The 17,096-nt window shown below is 44.4% G+C and carries 20 protein-coding genes and 1 pseudogene; 7 read left to right on the forward strand and 14 right to left on the reverse strand.

All coding sequences use genetic code 11. The features are described from left to right. The first annotated feature begins 38 nt into the window (after positions 1–38). The 3 genes from MKY62_RS13275 to ispG all read left to right on the forward strand — a co-directional run bounded on the left by MKY62_RS13275 (position 39) and on the right by ispG (position 2,412). Positions 39–797 carry a DUF1189 domain-containing protein gene (locus MKY62_RS13275; RefSeq protein WP_003183545.1) on the forward strand — a complete coding sequence of 253 codons (759 nt, stop codon included), beginning with the start codon at positions 39–41 and terminating at the stop codon, positions 795–797. A gap of 84 nt (positions 798–881) precedes the next feature. Beyond that, a complete protein-coding gene (locus MKY62_RS13280) occupies positions 882–1,187 on the forward strand; it encodes a LysM domain-containing protein (RefSeq protein ID WP_025804958.1) in 306 nt (101 codons plus the stop codon). A 112-nt stretch (positions 1,188–1,299) separates the two neighbouring features. Further along, positions 1,300–2,412 (forward strand): flavodoxin-dependent (E)-4-hydroxy-3-methylbut-2-enyl-diphosphate synthase, encoded by a 1,113-nt coding sequence (gene ispG / locus MKY62_RS13285; RefSeq protein ID WP_003183549.1) that lies wholly within the window; start codon positions 1,300–1,302, stop codon positions 2,410–2,412. A 39-nt stretch (positions 2,413–2,451) separates the two neighbouring features. Here ispG and MKY62_RS13290 read toward each other — a convergent pair whose 3' ends face one another. Further along, entirely contained in the window at positions 2,452–2,823 is a 372-nt protein-coding gene (locus MKY62_RS13290) for a hypothetical protein (RefSeq protein ID WP_003183551.1), read from the reverse strand. Positions 2,824–2,956: 133 nt separating this feature from the next. On the opposite strand from MKY62_RS13290, the gene MKY62_RS13295 reads away from it, so the two are divergent. Then, positions 2,957–3,541 carry a nucleotidase gene (locus MKY62_RS13295; RefSeq protein ID WP_009327882.1) on the forward strand — a complete coding sequence of 195 codons (585 nt, stop codon included), beginning with the start codon at positions 2,957–2,959 and terminating at the stop codon, positions 3,539–3,541. Between the two features lie 70 nt (positions 3,542–3,611). Here the strand turns inward: MKY62_RS13295 and MKY62_RS13300 are convergent, their stop codons facing one another. The 4 genes from MKY62_RS13300 to MKY62_RS13315 all read right to left on the reverse strand — a co-directional run bounded on the left by MKY62_RS13300 (position 3,612) and on the right by MKY62_RS13315 (position 6,685). Continuing rightward, positions 3,612–4,043, reverse strand: coding sequence for a Fur family transcriptional regulator (locus MKY62_RS13300; protein ID WP_003183555.1), 432 nt, complete (start codon positions 4,041–4,043; stop codon positions 3,612–3,614). Next, positions 4,021–4,881, reverse strand: a complete 861-nt coding sequence (locus MKY62_RS13305) for a metal ABC transporter permease (protein ID WP_003183557.1) — start codon at positions 4,879–4,881, stop codon at positions 4,021–4,023. Before MKY62_RS13305 ends, MKY62_RS13300 begins: the two co-directional genes overlap by 23 nt. Next, positions 4,881–5,657, reverse strand: a complete 777-nt coding sequence (locus MKY62_RS13310) for an ABC transporter ATP-binding protein (protein WP_025804964.1) — start codon at positions 5,655–5,657, stop codon at positions 4,881–4,883. Before MKY62_RS13310 ends, MKY62_RS13305 begins: the two co-directional genes overlap by 1 nt. 143 nt (positions 5,658–5,800) lie before the next feature. Next, positions 5,801–6,685: a YitT family protein gene (locus MKY62_RS13315; protein WP_003183563.1), complete on the reverse strand. Its 885-nt coding sequence runs from the start codon at positions 6,683–6,685 to the stop codon at positions 5,801–5,803. A 129-nt stretch (positions 6,686–6,814) separates the two neighbouring features. Here MKY62_RS13315 and MKY62_RS13320 point away from each other — a divergent pair, with 129 nt between their 5' ends. Next, complete coding sequence (locus MKY62_RS13320; protein WP_009327878.1) at positions 6,815–7,069, forward strand: DUF2624 domain-containing protein; 255 nt, start codon at positions 6,815–6,817, stop codon at positions 7,067–7,069. A gap of 27 nt (positions 7,070–7,096) precedes the next feature. Here MKY62_RS13320 and MKY62_RS13325 read toward each other — a convergent pair whose 3' ends face one another. Both MKY62_RS13325 and MKY62_RS13330 read right to left on the reverse strand, forming a co-directional pair. Further along, a complete protein-coding gene (locus tag MKY62_RS13325) occupies positions 7,097–7,990 on the reverse strand; it encodes a deoxyribonuclease IV (protein ID WP_003183567.1) in 894 nt (297 codons plus the stop codon). An 11-nt stretch (positions 7,991–8,001) separates the two neighbouring features. Continuing rightward, on the reverse strand, positions 8,002–9,321 hold the full coding sequence (locus tag MKY62_RS13330) for a DEAD/DEAH box helicase (RefSeq protein ID WP_003183569.1): 1,320 nt from the start codon (positions 9,319–9,321) through the stop codon (positions 8,002–8,004). Between the two features lie 256 nt (positions 9,322–9,577). On the opposite strand from MKY62_RS13330, the gene vrrA reads away from it, so the two are divergent. After that, the gene (gene vrrA, locus MKY62_RS13335; RefSeq protein ID WP_003183571.1) at positions 9,578–10,225 is read left to right on the forward strand and encodes a VrrA/YqfQ family protein; all 648 of its coding nucleotides are present in this window, start codon (positions 9,578–9,580) and stop codon (positions 10,223–10,225) included. A gap of 120 nt (positions 10,226–10,345) precedes the next feature. Beyond that, positions 10,346–11,290: a 4-hydroxy-3-methylbut-2-enyl diphosphate reductase gene (locus tag MKY62_RS13340; RefSeq protein ID WP_003183572.1), complete on the forward strand. Its 945-nt coding sequence runs from the start codon at positions 10,346–10,348 to the stop codon at positions 11,288–11,290. 27 nt (positions 11,291–11,317) lie between these two features. On the opposite strand, the gene MKY62_RS13345 is transcribed toward MKY62_RS13340, so the two are convergent. The 7 genes and pseudogenes from MKY62_RS13345 to MKY62_RS13375 form a co-directional block, all read right to left on the reverse strand. Continuing rightward, entirely contained in the window at positions 11,318–12,439 is a 1,122-nt protein-coding gene (locus MKY62_RS13345) for a Nif3-like dinuclear metal center hexameric protein (protein WP_003183574.1), read from the reverse strand. Next, positions 12,436–13,083 (reverse strand): tRNA (adenine(22)-N(1))-methyltransferase TrmK, encoded by a 648-nt coding sequence (locus MKY62_RS13350; protein ID WP_025804967.1) that lies wholly within the window; start codon positions 13,081–13,083, stop codon positions 12,436–12,438. Before MKY62_RS13350 ends, MKY62_RS13345 begins: the two co-directional genes overlap by 4 nt. Before the next feature lie 155 nt (positions 13,084–13,238). Continuing rightward, positions 13,239–13,963, reverse strand: a pseudogene (locus tag MKY62_RS13355) (endonuclease V). Between the two features lie 213 nt (positions 13,964–14,176). After that, on the reverse strand, positions 14,177–14,401 hold the full coding sequence (locus MKY62_RS13360) for a hypothetical protein (RefSeq protein ID WP_003183583.1): 225 nt from the start codon (positions 14,399–14,401) through the stop codon (positions 14,177–14,179). Positions 14,402–14,623: 222 nt separating this feature from the next. After that, complete coding sequence (locus tag MKY62_RS13365; protein WP_223307053.1) at positions 14,624–15,283, reverse strand: hypothetical protein; 660 nt, start codon at positions 15,281–15,283, stop codon at positions 14,624–14,626. Positions 15,284–15,551: 268 nt separating this feature from the next. After that, complete coding sequence (locus MKY62_RS13370; protein WP_003183588.1) at positions 15,552–15,956, reverse strand: hypothetical protein; 405 nt, start codon at positions 15,954–15,956, stop codon at positions 15,552–15,554. Positions 15,957–16,477: 521 nt separating this feature from the next. Continuing rightward, positions 16,478–16,987, reverse strand: coding sequence for an Imm6 family immunity protein (locus MKY62_RS13375; RefSeq protein WP_009327873.1), 510 nt, complete (start codon positions 16,985–16,987; stop codon positions 16,478–16,480). Positions 16,988–17,096 lie beyond the last annotated feature (109 nt).

A 17,096-nucleotide genomic window follows, 5' to 3' on the forward strand; every position in this document is an offset into this window, starting at 1 on the left:
AATGCAGATACATTATAGAAATAGGAAGTGAAAACCGAATGAATTTATTTCAGCGATTTTTTAAAAGTACATATTCCCCTCAAGCTATTGGGAAAATGCGTTTCCAAGGCATAGGAAAAACGATTTTATACGTATTTTTGCTCAGCGTGATCGCCGCTCTCCCGAACCTTTACCATATCAGCAGCGGAGTGGTGAATACGATGAACAGCTTTCAGTCAGCTGTGAAAGAATTCCCCGCTTTCTCCATAAAAGACGGCACACTGCAAACAGATGCAAAGAAAGCGATTGAATCACAGTCATTCGGATTTGTCATCGTTTTTGATCCGAGCGGCTCTTATGAAACAAAACAGATCGAAGACAAACGCAATTCCGTCGGCATCCTGAAAGATAAGTTCGTCATCGCCATTGACGGCCAAGTCCAGGAAATGCCGTACACAATGCTTCCCGAGGACATGTCTAAGGATGATATTCTTTCTTTAGTTGATCAAAATAAAGCGGTGATTGTTCCCGTCTTGTGCGTTCTGCTGTTCCTGGCGACGGCAGCCGGAAAATTCATTGATGTCTCGGTTCTCGCCGTCATCGGGCTGATCATTCGCAACGGGCAGAAGAAAATGCTCTCCTATAAGCAGCTTTGGGTAATGTCTGCTTATTCCATCACCCTCGCAACCGTGTTTTTTGCAATTATGGACGCGCTGGAGGCGGTGGTTCCAAGTCAGTTCCTCCTGAACTGGTTTGTGAACTTTATCATGCTGTTTCTCGCCATTAAAGAAACGCCGGCTTCTAAAGCAGCGAGGTAAAGCGGGCAGGAGCAAATTTGTTGTCATGTTGGAAGAGGGACAAGCGTAACATAATAAAAAATGCACGAAATGGGGACAAATCAGATGAAACGTGTCATTGTGCTGTTTTCGATTTTGCTCGCCCTGTTCATTGTTTATTATGACTTGAAATCAGGCACCATCCCTCAAAACGCCTTACCGGCTTCAACCATGGCAGCGGAAGCTCCGGCTGCAAGCCTGCAATATAAGTCCGTTACGGTAAAGCCCGGACAAACGGTATTTTCAATCATCGGGAGCAGCGCCGTTCCGGCTGACAAAATAGCCGAAGATTTTGAAGAGCTGAATCCGAATGTTGAGGCGGGCCGCATTCAAGCAGGTGTCACCTACAAGTTTCCCGTTTATCCTGATTAAGTGTTAATTTCTTGTCAGTTTCATGAACGGGCTGTTACAATAAGACTTGTAAACGATTTGGTATAAGAAAAGGAGCAACCGCCTCCGAATTATACTTAAGGAGCGAATTTAAGTGAGTGAAATCACACATCGTACAAAAACGCGTCCCGTTAAAGTGGGACCTTTAACAATAGGCGGCAATAACGAAGTCGTCATTCAAAGCATGACAACAACGAAAACACATGACGTTGAAGCAACCGTCGCCGAAATCAACAGACTCGCGGAAGCAGGATGTCAAATCGTCCGCGTCGCCTGTCCTGATGAACGGGCTGCCGACGCCATTCCAGAGATCAAAAAGCGGATATCCATCCCTCTTGTCGTGGATATTCATTTCAACTATAAATTGGCATTAAAAGCGATCGAAGGCGGAGCCGATAAAATCCGCATCAATCCGGGTAACATCGGCCGCCGCGAAAAGGTTGAAGCGGTCGTCAACGCAGCGAAGGAAAAGGGCATTCCGATCCGGATCGGCGTCAATGCAGGCTCTCTGGAAAAACGAATCCTTGAGAAGTACGGCTATCCGACAGCAGACGGCATGGTCGAAAGCGCCCTGCACCACATTAAAATTCTTGAGGATCTCGATTTCCACGATATCATCGTCAGCATGAAGGCGTCTGATGTAAACCTGGCAATTGAGGCATATGAAAAAGCGGCTAAAGCTTTCGATTATCCGCTTCATTTAGGCATCACCGAATCGGGAACGCTGTTTGCCGGTACAGTGAAAAGCGCCGCGGGTCTCGGCGCGATCCTTTCAAAAGGAATCGGCAATACATTGCGGATTTCTTTAAGCGCGGACCCGGTCGAAGAAGTAAAAGTCGCCAGGGAGCTCCTGAAATCTTTCGGGCTCGCTTCCAATGCGGCAACATTGATTTCCTGCCCGACTTGCGGCCGGATCGAAATCGATTTGATCAGCATTGCCAATGAAGTCGAAGATTACATCGCGAAAATCAAGGCGCCGATCAAAGTTGCCGTTCTCGGCTGTGCCGTCAACGGTCCCGGAGAAGCGCGCGAAGCCGATATCGGGATCGCCGGCGCACGCGGCGAAGGACTTCTGTTCCGCAAAGGCGAAATCGTCCGGAAAGTGCCTGAAGAAACGATGGTCGAGGAATTGAAAAAGGAAATCGACAAGCTCGCCGAAGAGCATTATGCCAAACAAGCGGCAGAAAAAGAAAAATTAAACACATAATAAAAAAAAGCTTGACGGATATCCGTCAAGCTTTTTCCGTTAGAAAAACGGGGTGATGAATATGCCAAGCACCAAGGAAACTGCACCGATACCCATTGCCCATGCTCCTAAGCCAGCTGCTCCTTGTCTTCTGGCTATATAACCGACAATGATCCCTGCAATTCCTAACAGCACTGGAAGCATAAACAAGGAAATAATCGAAAGCGCAAGCGCAATATATCCGGTTACACGTCCGCCGGCAGCATCGGCATCGTTACGCGCTTCGCCGTTGTCCCCGTTATCCGTACGATAGGTCGGGGCAACTTCTGCTGCTGTTTCTTCTAAAAATTCATCATTATCTAAAGTCGCATCGACTAAGTCAGCATCATAACCTGCTCGGTTACGATCGCGAACATTTTGATCTCTTTCCATTCGATATCCCCCCTCTTTAATCCAGGAGCATTTATAGTTTAAGCATTTTAGCCCGATTCATGTTTGCTAAACTTTACTGTAAATGTTAAAAGATTATGATACACTGGAGGAATGGATGATAAGGAGTGTGGACATGTTACATTTAGGAATCGATATTGATGGAACGATCACTGCCCAGGATACTTTTGTTCCCTATTTGAACGAGTCGTTCAGCCTCTCCATTACATTGGAAGATATTAAGGAATATGACCTGACAAAGCTGCTGAATATATCTCAAGAAGATTTTTGGAAATGGATGAACGAAAACGAGCCCCGCATCTATCAGGAAGCATTGCTGGCTCAATATGCCAAACAGACGCTGGATGAGCTGAAAAAGCAGCATAAGCTGATATATATTACAGCAAGAAGACATCACCTGGAGGATATCACCTATGACTGGTTCGAGAAACGCGACATTCATTATGACCATATAGAACTTGTCGGCGGTCACGATAAATTGGAAGCCGTCTTCAGACATGAGATCGATGTTTTCTTTGAAGACCACCACGGGAATGCAACCATGATCGCAAAAGAAGCAGGCATTCCTGTTCTGTTGTTTAATACGCCGTACAATCAGCTTCCGACCGATTCAAACATCGTCAGAGTCGACAGCTGGCTTGAAGCCGCCGAATGGCTGAAAAAGAACGAGAAAACGCTTAAAGCCGCAAAAAGCATGTAAGAGGTTTTATCTTACATGCTTTTTGCGTTAAAAAAAGGCATATGGCTTTAACCGCCATATGCCGCTCCCTTTACTGCGCTTCCGTGCTTTCTTCTTCACAGCGCGGGCAGGTTCCGTAAATTTCAAACTTATGGCCGCTGATCTGATAGCCGTCAAGATCGTCTGTCAGCTTTTCCATCGGACATAGCTCAATTTCTTTCGTTTTGCCGCACACCATGCAAATAAAATGGTGGTGGTGGTGAGCAGAAGAACATTTAAAACGGAACAGCTTTTCACCGGAAAGCTCAGTCGTTTCCAAAATGCCGAGTTCTTCAAACAGCGACAAATTCCTGTAGATTGTATCAAAGCTTAGCCCCGGATAATCATCATTTAAAGCGGAAAGGACATTTTTCGCCGTTAAATATTTATCTGAATCACTAAACAGCTGAAGCATATCCTCCCGTTTGCTTGTATATTTATATCCTTTTTCCTTCAGTAAATCAAGCGCTTCCTGTACGTTCACGGCGAATCCTCCTTTTGACTTTATTATAACTGATGCACAGTATCAGGATAAAGATCGACAGCATCACGATCGTTCCCCCCGGTGCAAGATCGAGATGATAGGCAAGCACAAGGCCGACGATGACGGAAAGTTCACCGAACAGGATCGATAAGAAAATCGCCTGCTTAAATCCTTTGGCAATGCGCATGCTCGCAGCGACAGGGAGCGTCATCAGCGCTGAAACGAGAAGCGTACCGACGATTCTCATTGAGGCGGCGATAACAAGCGCAACGATCAAAATAAAAATAAAATGAATCCACTTTGCGGAAATCCCTGAAGCTTTTGCATGCTCTTCATCAAACGACAGAAGAAACAGCTCTTTAAAAAGGGAAAACACCACGATCAAAACGGCTGCGGAAATGCCGACGATCACCAGCATGTCTTCCCGTGAAACAGCGCTGACGCTGCCGAATAAATAGCTGAACAGATCCGTATTGAATCCGTCGGCAAGCGAAATAAAAATAACGGAAATGCCGATTCCCCCCGACATGATAATCGGGATCGCCAGCTCCTGGTAATGTTTATAAACCGTTCTCAGCCTCTCGATGATTAAAGAGCCGGCAACGGAAAACGCCATTCCGAAATAGATCGGGCTGACTCCTGCGAACACTGCAAACTGTTTGCCTGCATACAGGCTCGCTGCTATGCCGGCTAAAGAGACGTGGCTGAGCGCATCTGCGATCAGCGACAGCCGCCTGACAACGATGAATACGCCGAGCAAGGGCGCGATGAGGCCGATTAATATTCCTGAAATAAAAGCGTTTTGCAAAAACTCATAATGAAAAAAAGGTGTCAGCATTATTCGTGTCCTCCATGATGATGGTGATTGTGGCTGATGGCTTGAACATCATGCCCGTAAAATTGAGACAAGTCTTGATCTGTCATGGACTCAAACTCTTCTGTATTGCCGTGAAAATGAAGATGCTTATTCATGCAGGCAACGTGTGTGACTTTATCGGAAACCGTGCCGACATCATGGGTGACAAGAATGAGCGTAATGCCTTTTTCATGATTCAATTTCTCCAGCAGCTTGTAAAACCCTTCAACTGTTTTTTGATCGACTCCAACCGTCGGCTCGTCAAGAATGAGCAGCTTCGGTTCGCTCACCAGCGCTCTCGCGATGAAAGTTCTCTGCTGCTGTCCTCCCGAAAGCTCGCCGATGTTTCTGTCTTTCAGGGACGTGATGCCGACAGCTTCGATCGCTTCATCCACCTTCTGCTTATCGGCTTTGGACATGCGTCTGAATAAGCCGAGCTTTGCGGTTAAACCGCTTGCCACCACTTCATAAACGGAAGCGGGAAAACCGGTGTTAAAGCTGTTTGCTTTTTGGGATACGAAGCCGATTTTGCTCCAGTCCTTAAATTTTCTGAGAGGAACGCCAAACAGTTTAAGTTCGCCTGTCTGCGGCTTAATCAGCCCCAAAATGCATTTCAGCAATGTTGTCTTTCCCGATCCGTTTGGACCAACCAGGCCGAGAAAAGTCCCTTCTTCAATTTGCAAATTTATATCTTCTATCACATTGCGATGATCATAGGAATATGATACATGCTTCATTTCAATAATAGGTTGTTTCAATTCGTTCACCTTCAAATTCTCCAGAATCATTACGATTTATCGCACAAAAAGAAAATGGCAGCCGAAAAGCAGCAAGCCATTTTCACGATTGACCAGTTCATCTTTAAATTATACATATAAACTTTAAAAAAGTAAATGAAAGCCTAATGGATGGCGTTTTTAAACTTTCCTCCGCGCGTTTCGTGCGTGTCCATAATCGTTATAAAAGCATTGTGATCAATATCGAAGACAATCGATTTCAGCTTCGTCACTTCAAGCCTGGTCACAACGGCATAAATCACTTCTGTGTCCTCGTCGGAATAGCCGCCTTTCCCTTTGAGCTTGGTCGTTCCCCGGCCGAGGCGATGCAGCAGCGAATCGGAAATCTCCTCGTATTGATCTGAAACGATGATGACCGCTTTCGTCTCTTCAAGCCCTTGAATGACGGCATCAATCGTCTTCATCGCAATATAATATGTCATAACCGAAAACATAGCCTGCTCAAGGCCAAACACAAAGCTCGCCCATGCAAAAATAAAGACATTGACGAACATGACAAATTCGCCGACAGAAAACGGCAGCTTTTTCGTAAGCAAAATGCCGAGTATCTCAGTTCCATCCATAGAACCGCCGTTACGAATAACAAGCCCTACGCCGAATCCGAGCAGAAGACCGCCGAATACGGCTGCCAGGACGGGCTGAGTCGTAACCCCTTCTACATGATGCAACAGTGTTTCAATAATTGACAAGCTGACGATTCCGATTAGTGTTGAAATTAAGAACGTTTTTCCGATGTGTTTGTAGCCTGAAAACATAAACGGGATGTTGAGAACGACGACGAGCAGAGCGAAGTTGATATACGGGTTATCTTTAAAGAGGTAGTCCAATATTAATGAAATGCCGATAATGCCCCCGTCGATGATGTTATTCGGCACTAGAAATAATTCGATGCTGGCGGCAGCACAGGCAGCCCCGATAAGAATCATGACGATCCTAAACGCTTTTTTGACCGCTGATTCTTTTTTATGCTGTTTTTGAGTCTTTGCCATTCTGTCTCTCCTTTTCACAAACTGGCCAAACCGTTCCTTATCACTATCATATCATTTAACAGACTGAAATAAAAAAATGACACATTTTTAATTTTACGCCATACATTAGTTCAGAGGGGAGGAATGGACGTGATTTTATTTCAAAAGATCGTGCTGCAGCGTTTAAATCAGGTCACGGCTGACGAGGTGCTGAAGTACGCTAAACAATACGGAATTCAAGTAACAAGAAAACAGGCGCTTGAAGTGGAAAAGCTTGTGAAAGGAAAAAACATCAATATTTTTAATGAAGAAGAACGCAATAAACTGCTCAAGCAAGTGGAAGCGGTCACTTCAAAAGAAGCGGTGCAGCTATTGAACCAGCTGTTTGCTCAATACGTATCATAAAAGGGGAGCTGGTGTGCCCCCCTTTTTTTATTGCTGCTTGATTTTTTCAAGCAGCTCTTCATCAAACTGTTTATTTTTGAGCATTTCAATTTCAAACCGGTAAGGCGGCTTTTTGTTCTTTTTATCTTCTCCTACATAAGGCGTTTCAAGGATTTTCGGAATATCTTTCAGCTGATCGTGGTGAACGATGTATTGGAGCGCATCAAAACCGATTTCTCCGAATCCGATGTTTTCGTGGCGGTCCTTTCTCGCACCTCTGACATTCTTGCTGTCATTAATATGAAGCACTTTTAAACGGTCGATTCCGACAATTTTATCGAATTCGTTTAAGACACCGTCAAAGTCGGATACTACATCGTAACCCGCGTCATGGGTATGGCATGTATCGAAGCAGACGGATAAATGCTCGTTGTGTGTAACGCCGTCGATGATCTGTGCAAGCTCCTCAAACGTCCGCCCGCATTCTGAACCTTTCCCGGCCATCGTTTCCAAAGCGATCTGCACATTCTGATTCGGGTCGATGACCTCGTTCAATCCTTCGATGATTTTTTGAATGCCCGTTTCTGCGCCTGCGCCTACATGAGCTCCCGGGTGAAGAACGATTTGTCTGGCGCCGATTGCCGACGTCCTTTCAATTTCAGAACGCAAGAACTCGACACCGAGCTCAAATGTGGCCGGATTCGTTGTATTGGCAATATTGATAATATACGGGGCATGAACGACGATATCAGAGATGCCGTTCTCTTCCATGTGAGCCCTTCCCGCTTCAATATTCAAATCCTCGATTTTTTTCCTGCGCGTGTTCTGCGGCGCTCCCGTATAGATCATAAATGTATTGGCGCCGTAGGAGCTTGCCTCCTGACTGGCCGCAAGCAGCATATGTTTTCCGCTCATTGAGACATGTGAACCGATTTTCAACAAAACTGTTTCCCCTACTTTCCTTTTCTAAATTGCTTTCTTTTTTGCTGTCTTTTTATTTTTTGGATTTCCGTCTGCATTTTCTTCTTATATCCAGGCTTGACTTTTCTCGGTTTTTTCACAAGCCGCTTGGCGACCTCATCCGTTTCATCAGGCGTTCTTTTTCGGTTCTGACGGCGCTTGCGGTCATCGATCTTTTTCCACTCGCCTTTTTCAATCCTCATGTTTTCAAACACGATCCCCATCTGTTCAAGCTTCACAAGTGCATCTTCATCAGATGTATCATAAAACGTCATCGCTGTTCCGGATGTTCCGGCGCGCGCTGTACGGCCGACGCGGTGAACGTAAAAGTCAAGATCATCAGGCAGTTCATAGTTAATGACATGGCTGACGCCTTTAATATCGATTCCCCTTGCAGCCAAATCAGTGGCTATGATATAGGTGAATTCCAGATCGCCGATTTGCTTCATCACTTTTTTTCGTTCCCGCGGCGTAAGCCCCCCGTGCAGAAGTCCGACTTTCATCCCTTTGTCCGTCAGATAAGCGGCGATCTCGTCGGCCGTTGTTTTTGTATTGGCGAAAACAATCGCCAAATACGGATTTAAATGGGTCATGACCTCGAGCAGCAGCTCATTTTTATCCCTGTGCCTGGAAGGTATCAGCACGTGTTCGATTTTTTCAGCCGTGATGTGCTTCGGCTCAACATGTGCATACCTCGGATTGGCCATGTATTTTTTCAGGAAAGGCTTTAATTTTTCGGGAATCGTTGCGGAAAATACAAGCATCTGCAAGCCTTCCGGCATATGCGACCCGATAAAATCGACATCTTCCAAAAATCCCATATCAAGCATTAAGTCCGCCTCGTCAATAACGAGCGAACCGGCTTTATGAACATCGAGCGCCTGCTCCCTGATCAGGTCTGCAATTCGCCCCGGCGTACCTACCACCAGATGGGGCTGCGTTTTTAATTTGTCAATCGATTTTTGTTTATCGGTACCGCCGATGAAACATTTCGAACGAATCGCTTCATCAGGCCCTAAAAACTTGGTGATTTTCAGAACTTCCTGATGAATCTGGTTGGCCAGCTCCCTTGTCGGAGCCGTAATCACGACTTGAACGAACTCTTTTTCAGGATCGATCCTGCTTAAAAGCGGGAGCAGATAGGCGTGCGTTTTTCCCGTACCTGTCTGCGACTGCCCGATCGCGCTCTCTCCTTTCAGCGCCGCAGGGATTAACCGCTTTTGAATATCAGTCGGCTCATAAAATCCCAAGTGGTGAACAGCCTCTATAATAAACGGCTTTAAATCGTACATTTCAAATTTCGTTTGTTTCATTTTCCCAACTCCTTCTTGGAAAGCCGTTATTCCGGCGCTCCAAGCTTTATCCTATATGGCTGAATTGTGCGCTTATGTATCCTTTTTTATGCCGCACTGCTAAAAAAAAGGCTGATATCATGTCCATCATTAAATTATAACTGATCCTGCAGAAAAAAACCATCACCCCCGCCCTAATCGGGCCGGCGGACAAAGGCACTTTGCCACCGTTGGTGCATACCCTATCAAGAGAAGGATTTTGAAAGGAGGTACAAGTATGTTTCAGCAACAGCCGATGAGAAATCAGCCAAGACCGCAGGCGCCGCAAAGGCCCGGCAGAGCCTTGATGCCGAGACATCCGGGGATGGGAATGCAGCCCCCTCAAGCGCAGCAGCGTGGCCTGCAGCAGATGTTTCAGCCAATGGGCGCCGCCCAGCAGCAAGCAGGCGCGCGAGGAGGAGGGATTCAGGGGTTGCTCTCGAAATTTCTTCCCGGATCTGCCGCATCCGGGGGAACAGGAGCGGGTCTCGGCGGAACCGGAAGCGGCCTTGGAGGCATTCAGGGTCTGGCCAATCCGTCTACCATTTCAAATATGCTCGGCAATGTTCAAAAAGCGCTCGGCGTAGCCCAGCAAGTAACACCGATGATTCAGCAATACGGACCGCTCGTCCGCAATCTCCCCGGAATGGTGAAAATGTTCAGACAGCTGAATTCCGATGATACGGAAGCAGAAGACGGCGAACAACAAAAAGACGAACCGGAACACAAGACCGAAACGAGCGGCGAAAAGAAAGAAGAAATTAAAGTGTCATCCAAAAAACCCGAAAAATCCAAACCCGAAGAAATCAGAAAAAAACAGAGCCGTTCAGCCCCTCCGTCTGCAAAAAGAAAAACCGGAGGATCTAAACCTAAACTGTATATATAACATTCTTTGATATCTCCTGCGGGATCAGATATAATGAGGTCTATAGAGACTGCAAAAATAAGCCGTTTTTTACGGCTTTTTATCATGCCCGGCTCTTACTTCTTTATAGGAGGACTAAGAATGAACGTAATTAAAATATCGCCGCGCGGCTATTGCTACGGTGTCGTCGACGCCATGGTCATCGCAAAAAACGCGGCTCTCGATAAAAGTCTGCCGAGACCTATTTATATTTTAGGAATGATCGTTCACAATAAACATGTCACAGACGCATTTGAAAAAGAGGGCATTTATACGCTTGACGGCCCGAACAGGCTCGAGATTTTGAATCAGGTCGACAAAGGAACGGTGATCTTCACCGCTCACGGCGTTTCGCCCGAAGTCCGCAAAATAGCTGAGGATAAAGGTCTTGTCGCGATTGACGCCACCTGCCCTGATGTGACAAAAACACACGATTTAATCCGGAAAATGAAAGCCGAAGGCTATCACGTCATCTACATCGGAAAAAAAGGACACCCGGAGCCTGAAGGAGCGGTCGGCGTCGCCCCGGATATCGTTCATCTTGTTGAAACCGAAGAAGATGTGGAAAGGCTGGACATTGAAGCGGAGAAACTGATTGTCACGAACCAAACGACGATGTCCCAATGGGATGTCCACGATATTATGGAAAAGGTAAAAGAAAAATATCCGGATGTTGAATTCCACCAGGAGATTTGCCTGGCCACCCAAGTGCGTCAGGAAGCGGTGTCCGAACAAGCGAAAAAAGCCGATTTGACGATCGTTGTCGGCGATCCGAAAAGCAATAACTCAAACCGCCTCGCCCAGGTCTCCGAAGAAATCGCGGGCACGAAAGCATACCGGATCGGTGATTTAAGCGAATTAAAGCTGGAATGGCTTGACGGCGTAGAAACCGTCGCTGTAACGGCCGGCGCATCGACACCGACCCCGATTACAAAGGAAGTCATCCGCTTTTTAGAGCAATTCGATCATGAAGATCCGTCCACATGGAAGATCAGTCACGAAGTACCGCTGCATAAAATCTTGCCTAAAGTAAAAGCAAAAACCTGAAGCGCTAATAGCTTCAGGTTTTGTTTTTTATACAAACGTAAACGGATTCGTATTCGTATCCGATGGAAAGACCGAGACATCAAATTTTTTCTCCCGGCACATCGCTGTCAGCTTTTTTGCAACCCCGTTTTTCATGATTTGTTCAGCATAATGGCCGGGGTCAACTACATTCAGCCCGATCATCATGGCGTCGTGCGCCGTATGGAAATACAGGTCTCCCGTGACATATACATCAGCGCCCATACGTTTTGCATGATGGATGTATTTGTTGCCGTCACCGCCTAATACGGCGACCTTCTTCACTTTCGCATCAGACTTGCCCACCATCCGCGCTCCGTTCGCCTCCAACTTTTCCTTCACATATCGGGCAAACGCTTCGAGTGTCATCTCTTCATTCAATTCACCGATGCGGCCCAGCCCTTTTTGAAGCGGATTCTGCTCGACCGGATAAATATCAAAGGCCACTTCTTCATACGGATGGGCCTCACTCATCGCTTTGATCACGGATTTTTCAATACCCGCCGGATAAACGGTCTCGATTCTTACCTCTTCGACCCGTTCAAGCTCGCCCCGCTTGCCGATAAACGGATCAGCTTCAGATAGCGGCTTGAAGCTGCCGACTCCTTCTGCAGAAAACGCACAGTGGCTGTAGGCGCCGATATGGCCGGCTCCAGCGTCTCCAAGAGCTGTGCGTACCTGTTCTTCATAATCTTTCGGGACATAGACGGCAAGTTTTTTCAGCGGCTCTTCATAGGTTGGAACCAGAACTTTTGTGTTCTTTAATTCCAGCGCTTCCGCTAGCATGTCGTTGACACCGCCGTCAGCGACATCGAGATTCGTATGAGCCGCATAAACCGCGATATCATGCTTGATGCACTTTTCGATCAGCCTTCCGCCGGGCTGATCTGTGATGACATGTTTCAGCGGCCTGAAAACAGGGGGATGGTGCGCAATAATTAAATCAACGTTCTTTGCGATCGCTTCATCAACCGTTTCTTCGAGAACATCAAGCGTGACCATGACATTGGCCACCGTTTTGTTCAGCGTGCCGATTTGCAGGCCGATTTTATCTCCTTCAACGGCTAAAGACTTAGGCGAGAACTGTTCAAACAATTGAATGATTTCATGCCCGTTTATCGTTTTTGTCATCTTCTAAGTACCTCCTTTAAGATCTCTATCCGTTCTGACAGCTCAAGCAATTTTTGTCGATTTTCTTCACTCGGAGGAGCCGCTTCAATTTGTCGATAGATGTTTTCCGTATGTTTCAGCTCCTGCGACCATTTTTTGATAAAAACATCATTTTGTTCTTTGACCAAAAATGGGCCGACAAGCATGCCTGCCGCAAAGGAAACCCCATCGTAAGCCGCATCCCGATCGCCCGCTTCAGCCACGAGAACCTCATAGTACTTGCCGTCTTCTTCAAGGATCTCTTCATTGATCAGTGCATAGCCTTCCTGGTAGAGCCACTCTCTAATATGGTGAGCGTGGATATTCGGCTGTAAAACCAAACGCTCCTTACCTGAGAGCTTATCCTTGCCCGTTTTTAGAATGTGAGCAATGAGCGAGCCACCCATTCCGGCAATCGTGATCACATCGGCTTCGCCCTTTTCAATCACTTCAAGCCCGTCTCCTTTCCTGACGGATATGAGCGAACTTAACTGCAGTTTCTCAACCTGCTGTTTCGCAGAAAGAAACGGACCATCTGTGATTTCTCCGGCGATCGCGGCGCTTGCCAGGCGATTCAGCACACAATAGCAAGGCAAATACGCATGATCAGACCCGATATCAGCCACAACAGCCCCTTTTGTTATGTATTCCGCCACAGTCTGCAGCCTTTTCGATAACTTCAATTCATTCACAATCATCACTACTTTTCTAGATTCATTTTACTTTTACTATCATATAAAAAATCGCTTTACTTTCCAAGCTGGAACAGCAAATCAACATTCTACTCGGTCAATTTTGGATTCTCTCTGTAATATCCACGTAAAGTATGGGTCTCAAGATCCGCGAGCCGAACCGGAATCGGCAGCCTGCTTTCTCGATTGATTAAGCTCATCGCGATGTCATAACTGCTGTCTAAATCAATCAAATGTCCGCATGATAGAAATATCGGTTTGACATCTTGCCTTGTCCGCACCGCACGTCCGTAGACTTCGCCATCAATCACAATATCTGTATAAGCGCCGAATTTATTATCAGGCATCACAAAATCAGTTTGTTTTATTTTCAAGTAAGTTTTCGCAATGCCGATCGTTGGCTTTTCGAGAAAAAACGCAGCATGTGTCGCAATCCAATATGGTTAATATGGAGATAGCCATTCCCGTCAAATAAAAAAACATCCGGTTCAATCGTCAGCTTTTTAGCTGCCTTAATAATAAGCGGCAGCTCCCTAAAAGCAAGAAACCCTGCGATATAAGGCACGGCGATTTTCCCTGCACAATGTACTTTTTCAATGACACGCTTCGTATGAAAATCCAGCACGATGATGCTGCAGACACCAAATGCTTCACCATCTTTCTCCCAATAAGCTAAATCAACCCCCGCACAGGTTTGCAGAGCGTCTTTACTGATGGGGTTTTCTAGATTGATATGTTTTTTTAGTTTTGTTTGTATCGTTAAGAAGTCATTTTCTTGGTTTAAATTAAAATCGTGTATATTGTTGATGTTCATCTTTAAAAACCAACTTTCTACATGCCTTTTTTTGAACGCCTTTATCTAGATCATATCTAAATTGTTCAGTTCATTACCGGGACATCACTCCGATGCCGGACAGCAAGATGTCTTATAGAATGATCATTGTAAAAAAAGAGCCCCTTAACAAGCAAAAATTCGGGAGCTCTGTTTGTCTTTTTGTAAATCGGGTGATGTTTTAATCATTCATTATTATTCTTTATTTCTCAGCTTCATCGTCATGCTGTTTACACCTTCAAAAAGGGCGTCCCGTATGATTTCAGTGTAATTCTGGTAACTGTCGCTTTTGGCTTTAATGATATCTAAAACTTGTTTAAATTGTCCATCTACGATAATCGTAATGCCTTCGACCTTTTCACCTGTCTGATCATTCTCAAATTCCTCATTCAACATGGTTACCGTATCATTACTATTCATTAGAAACTCTCCTATCTTTTTTAAAATAAACTTTTCCCTTTATGATTTATCCAATACTTTTAATTTGTAGGAACTAGACTTGTAAAGTCCTCATAAACTCCAATCCAATGATTTTGGTATATATTCTTCATAACATGCTGGTTCTAGGTACATGGAATACAACTTTTTCTGACTAAAATCGATTAATAATGAGGGGCTGAAGTCAAACAAAGCATCGGCTGGCTATTTATATTGATGTTCGGCTGCTTTTTGAAGGGCGGCTTCTATGTGGTCCACTAATTTTTCCGGTCTTCTCGTTTCCATGTCTTCTAACGGGTTTTCCCAGTCCAAATTCTTAATTAATAGCATATAAAAAGTGCCTGAAGGCTCAATATCCACGTACCAGCCGACATCTAAAATCAAGCGGCTTTCTTTATGCTCCAACTGTAGTAATGATGACGTAAAGTTAAACCAGTCATCACTGTCCTCCTCTAACTGATCTGGATCGATATCAATTAGTTTATTATAAGAGACGGTCCATCCTTGAGGAATTCTAAGACGTAAATAGTCAGGAGGCCCTTCAAAAATGAAAAAGTTCCCTCCAAATGCCGCCGCTTCTATTTTCCAAATGATCCGTTCCAGCTCTTTTACTAGCTGCCTGCGATCTTCAACATTGATTGTGTCAATCGTTTCTCTATGATTGTCATAAATATGAATAAGATATTCATCCTGGCCTTTAATGATTTTGACCGCAGCATGATATCTTTGTTTTTCTAATTCTAATAATTTGGTATTTGGTTCAACTTTTTCATGTGTGTCGGTTAAGTCATTATATTTAACGAACCAGCCGCACGGTATATTTATAGGTTCTAATGATTTTATGGAATTAGACAAATCGTTCACTCCTGATTTGTATATTCGTCTCTTGAGTTCAGGTCTTGTCCTCTTATTTGTTTTATTACCAAGTTTTATACAAATAATGTGTCAGTACTTTACTATTTGCATTAGATGACTGACGGAGATCATTCTATTTCACAGCCAGACCAAACTGCCGACACTAGAATACAAAGGACTGTGTCCACAAGCTCTCCTACTTGGAGCAAGCAATAATCATGATCGTCTTCTTGTCTTTTATGTATGACAAAATGAAATATGAATAATTCTATATAGATCAAAATCCATGGTCAAAGTCTATTTCATACAAATCTACCCATTCTATAAAAATCGGCATTGATTTAGTGGTAGTAAACTCATTAATTATACGGTAAGCTAAACCACGATCTACATAGCTGCAAGACGGAACCTTCATTGGCTCCCCACCTACTAAATGTTCCACCGTTTCTATTTCAACATTTTTATTCATTGGAACGAGGTAGTCTGGATGTCTCATTATAAAGAACCCATATGGTTCATCATAAAAGAAAATTAACCATTCATCACAGCCCTCTACTTCAAAACATGAATCCCCGCTTCCTTGCTTCCAATAATCCTCGCCTTTTTCAAATACAATACTTCTTATAAAATCATCATTCGGGTTTTCAATTGGTTCTTCAACCGGTCCATTATACGTGATCATATTAATACCACCTTATTTGGTAGCCTCAATTATTATTGGCTTGTTACTCTTCCGTGTCTTTCATAAGCCCTGCATGAGATTCAGCATGAGTTAGTTGAGCATGTCCTAAGAGTTTTAGGTGTACTCTTTTTGAGCGGGACCCACTGTACTTCCCTTAAAAATATAGTGGCCTTTTGCGATTCTAATATGACAGTTGAATTTACATCAAAATGAGTTCTACTTTTAGTCGATGGTGTTTTGCCTAGTTGTTTGCTCTTTAGATATTTTATCAATATAATCGTCCAGCGTACAATTGTCCAATGAACGGTAGCACTGATGCTTACGGTGATTTTATCTATTTCCAGCTTGAGCCCCGAGACAATTTCCGCCCCTTTCAAATCCGCGTTTTTCACTTCATGATCCAAAAAAGGGTCTTCCATATAAGAATCGTATCCCCTGTGCTTGGCAATCAAGTGCTTTATTCTTAACTTTAGGAGCGGTTATTAAACATATATTTAACTTGCGATTGAGTTCTTTCATAATTAAAATAACTTTATAAACGCTTCTCTATTTGTGGGGATCTCCTCTTTTGCACTCTGATAAACCTCAATGCCCTTTCTTATCTTTTCAACCTCTTTCGATGTGATAAAACCAGTTTCCACCGTACTATTTAAAAAGATGGTAATGCTATCTTTATTTATACCCTCTAACGCTTGTGGCAAATGTTTTACTTTTTCTTTTTTATAAGCTTCCCAAGAAGTATAAGCGACAGCATCAACTAGTAGCGACCACAGCCTGGCAATATTCGAGTCTTCTTCTTCCTCAGCAAATTCTGAAATTCCTGTAAAGTCTGCGTTATCAATTAGCTCGTATAAGTCATCACCAGTAACGGCATGAGATTCAACCCATAACCAACATTTGTCCAATGCTTCTCTTCCTTCCGGATGCCTTTCATCATCTTTGCTGATTACAGAAAATACTCTTTCGGCAACTGTTAAAACAAAGCCTACTTTAACTTTATTTTGCAAATTGTCCAAAAATATATTATTCATGATACCCTCCCTTATTCACGCAGACAATTGGAGTGCCGATGTGGTCGGCTGTTCTACGAAGACGCTTTTCTTTATGCTCAAACCTGTAGGAAGTGATAGGCTGAACTTC

It is taken from the genome of Bacillus sp. FSL R7-0646, from assembly GCF_037969865.1.
In the GTDB taxonomy this organism is placed as follows: Bacteria; Bacillota; Bacilli; order Bacillales; family Bacillaceae; genus Bacillus; species Bacillus licheniformis.

Coding starts and splice junctions, on each gene's coding strand:
- MKY62_RS13340 (WP_003183572.1), top strand. CDS start 10,346: ATGAACGTAATTAAAATATCGCCGCGCGGCTATTGCTACGGTGTCGTC.
- MKY62_RS13345 (WP_003183574.1), bottom strand. CDS start 12,439: ATGACAAAAACGATAAACGGGCATGAAATCATTCAATTGTTTGAACAG.
- MKY62_RS13330 (WP_003183569.1), bottom strand. CDS start 9,321: ATGAAACAAACGAAATTTGAAATGTACGATTTAAAGCCGTTTATTATA.
- MKY62_RS13275 (WP_003183545.1), top strand. CDS start 39: ATGAATTTATTTCAGCGATTTTTTAAAAGTACATATTCCCCTCAAGCT.
- MKY62_RS13305 (WP_003183557.1), bottom strand. CDS start 4,881: ATGCTGACACCTTTTTTTCATTATGAGTTTTTGCAAAACGCTTTTATT.
- MKY62_RS13370 (WP_003183588.1), bottom strand. CDS start 15,956: ATGATCACGTATAATGGACCGGTTGAAGAACCAATTGAAAACCCGAAT.
- MKY62_RS13280 (WP_025804958.1), top strand. CDS start 882: ATGAAACGTGTCATTGTGCTGTTTTCGATTTTGCTCGCCCTGTTCATT.
- MKY62_RS13360 (WP_003183583.1), bottom strand. CDS start 14,401: ATGAATAGTAATGATACGGTAACCATGTTGAATGAGGAATTTGAGAAT.
- MKY62_RS13315 (WP_003183563.1), bottom strand. CDS start 6,685: ATGGCAAAGACTCAAAAACAGCATAAAAAAGAATCAGCGGTCAAAAAA.
- vrrA (WP_003183571.1), top strand. CDS start 9,578: ATGTTTCAGCAACAGCCGATGAGAAATCAGCCAAGACCGCAGGCGCCG.
- MKY62_RS13375 (WP_009327873.1), bottom strand. CDS start 16,987: ATGAATAATATATTTTTGGACAATTTGCAAAATAAAGTTAAAGTAGGC.
- MKY62_RS13290 (WP_003183551.1), bottom strand. CDS start 2,823: ATGGAAAGAGATCAAAATGTTCGCGATCGTAACCGAGCAGGTTATGAT.
- MKY62_RS13295 (WP_009327882.1), top strand. CDS start 2,957: ATGTTACATTTAGGAATCGATATTGATGGAACGATCACTGCCCAGGAT.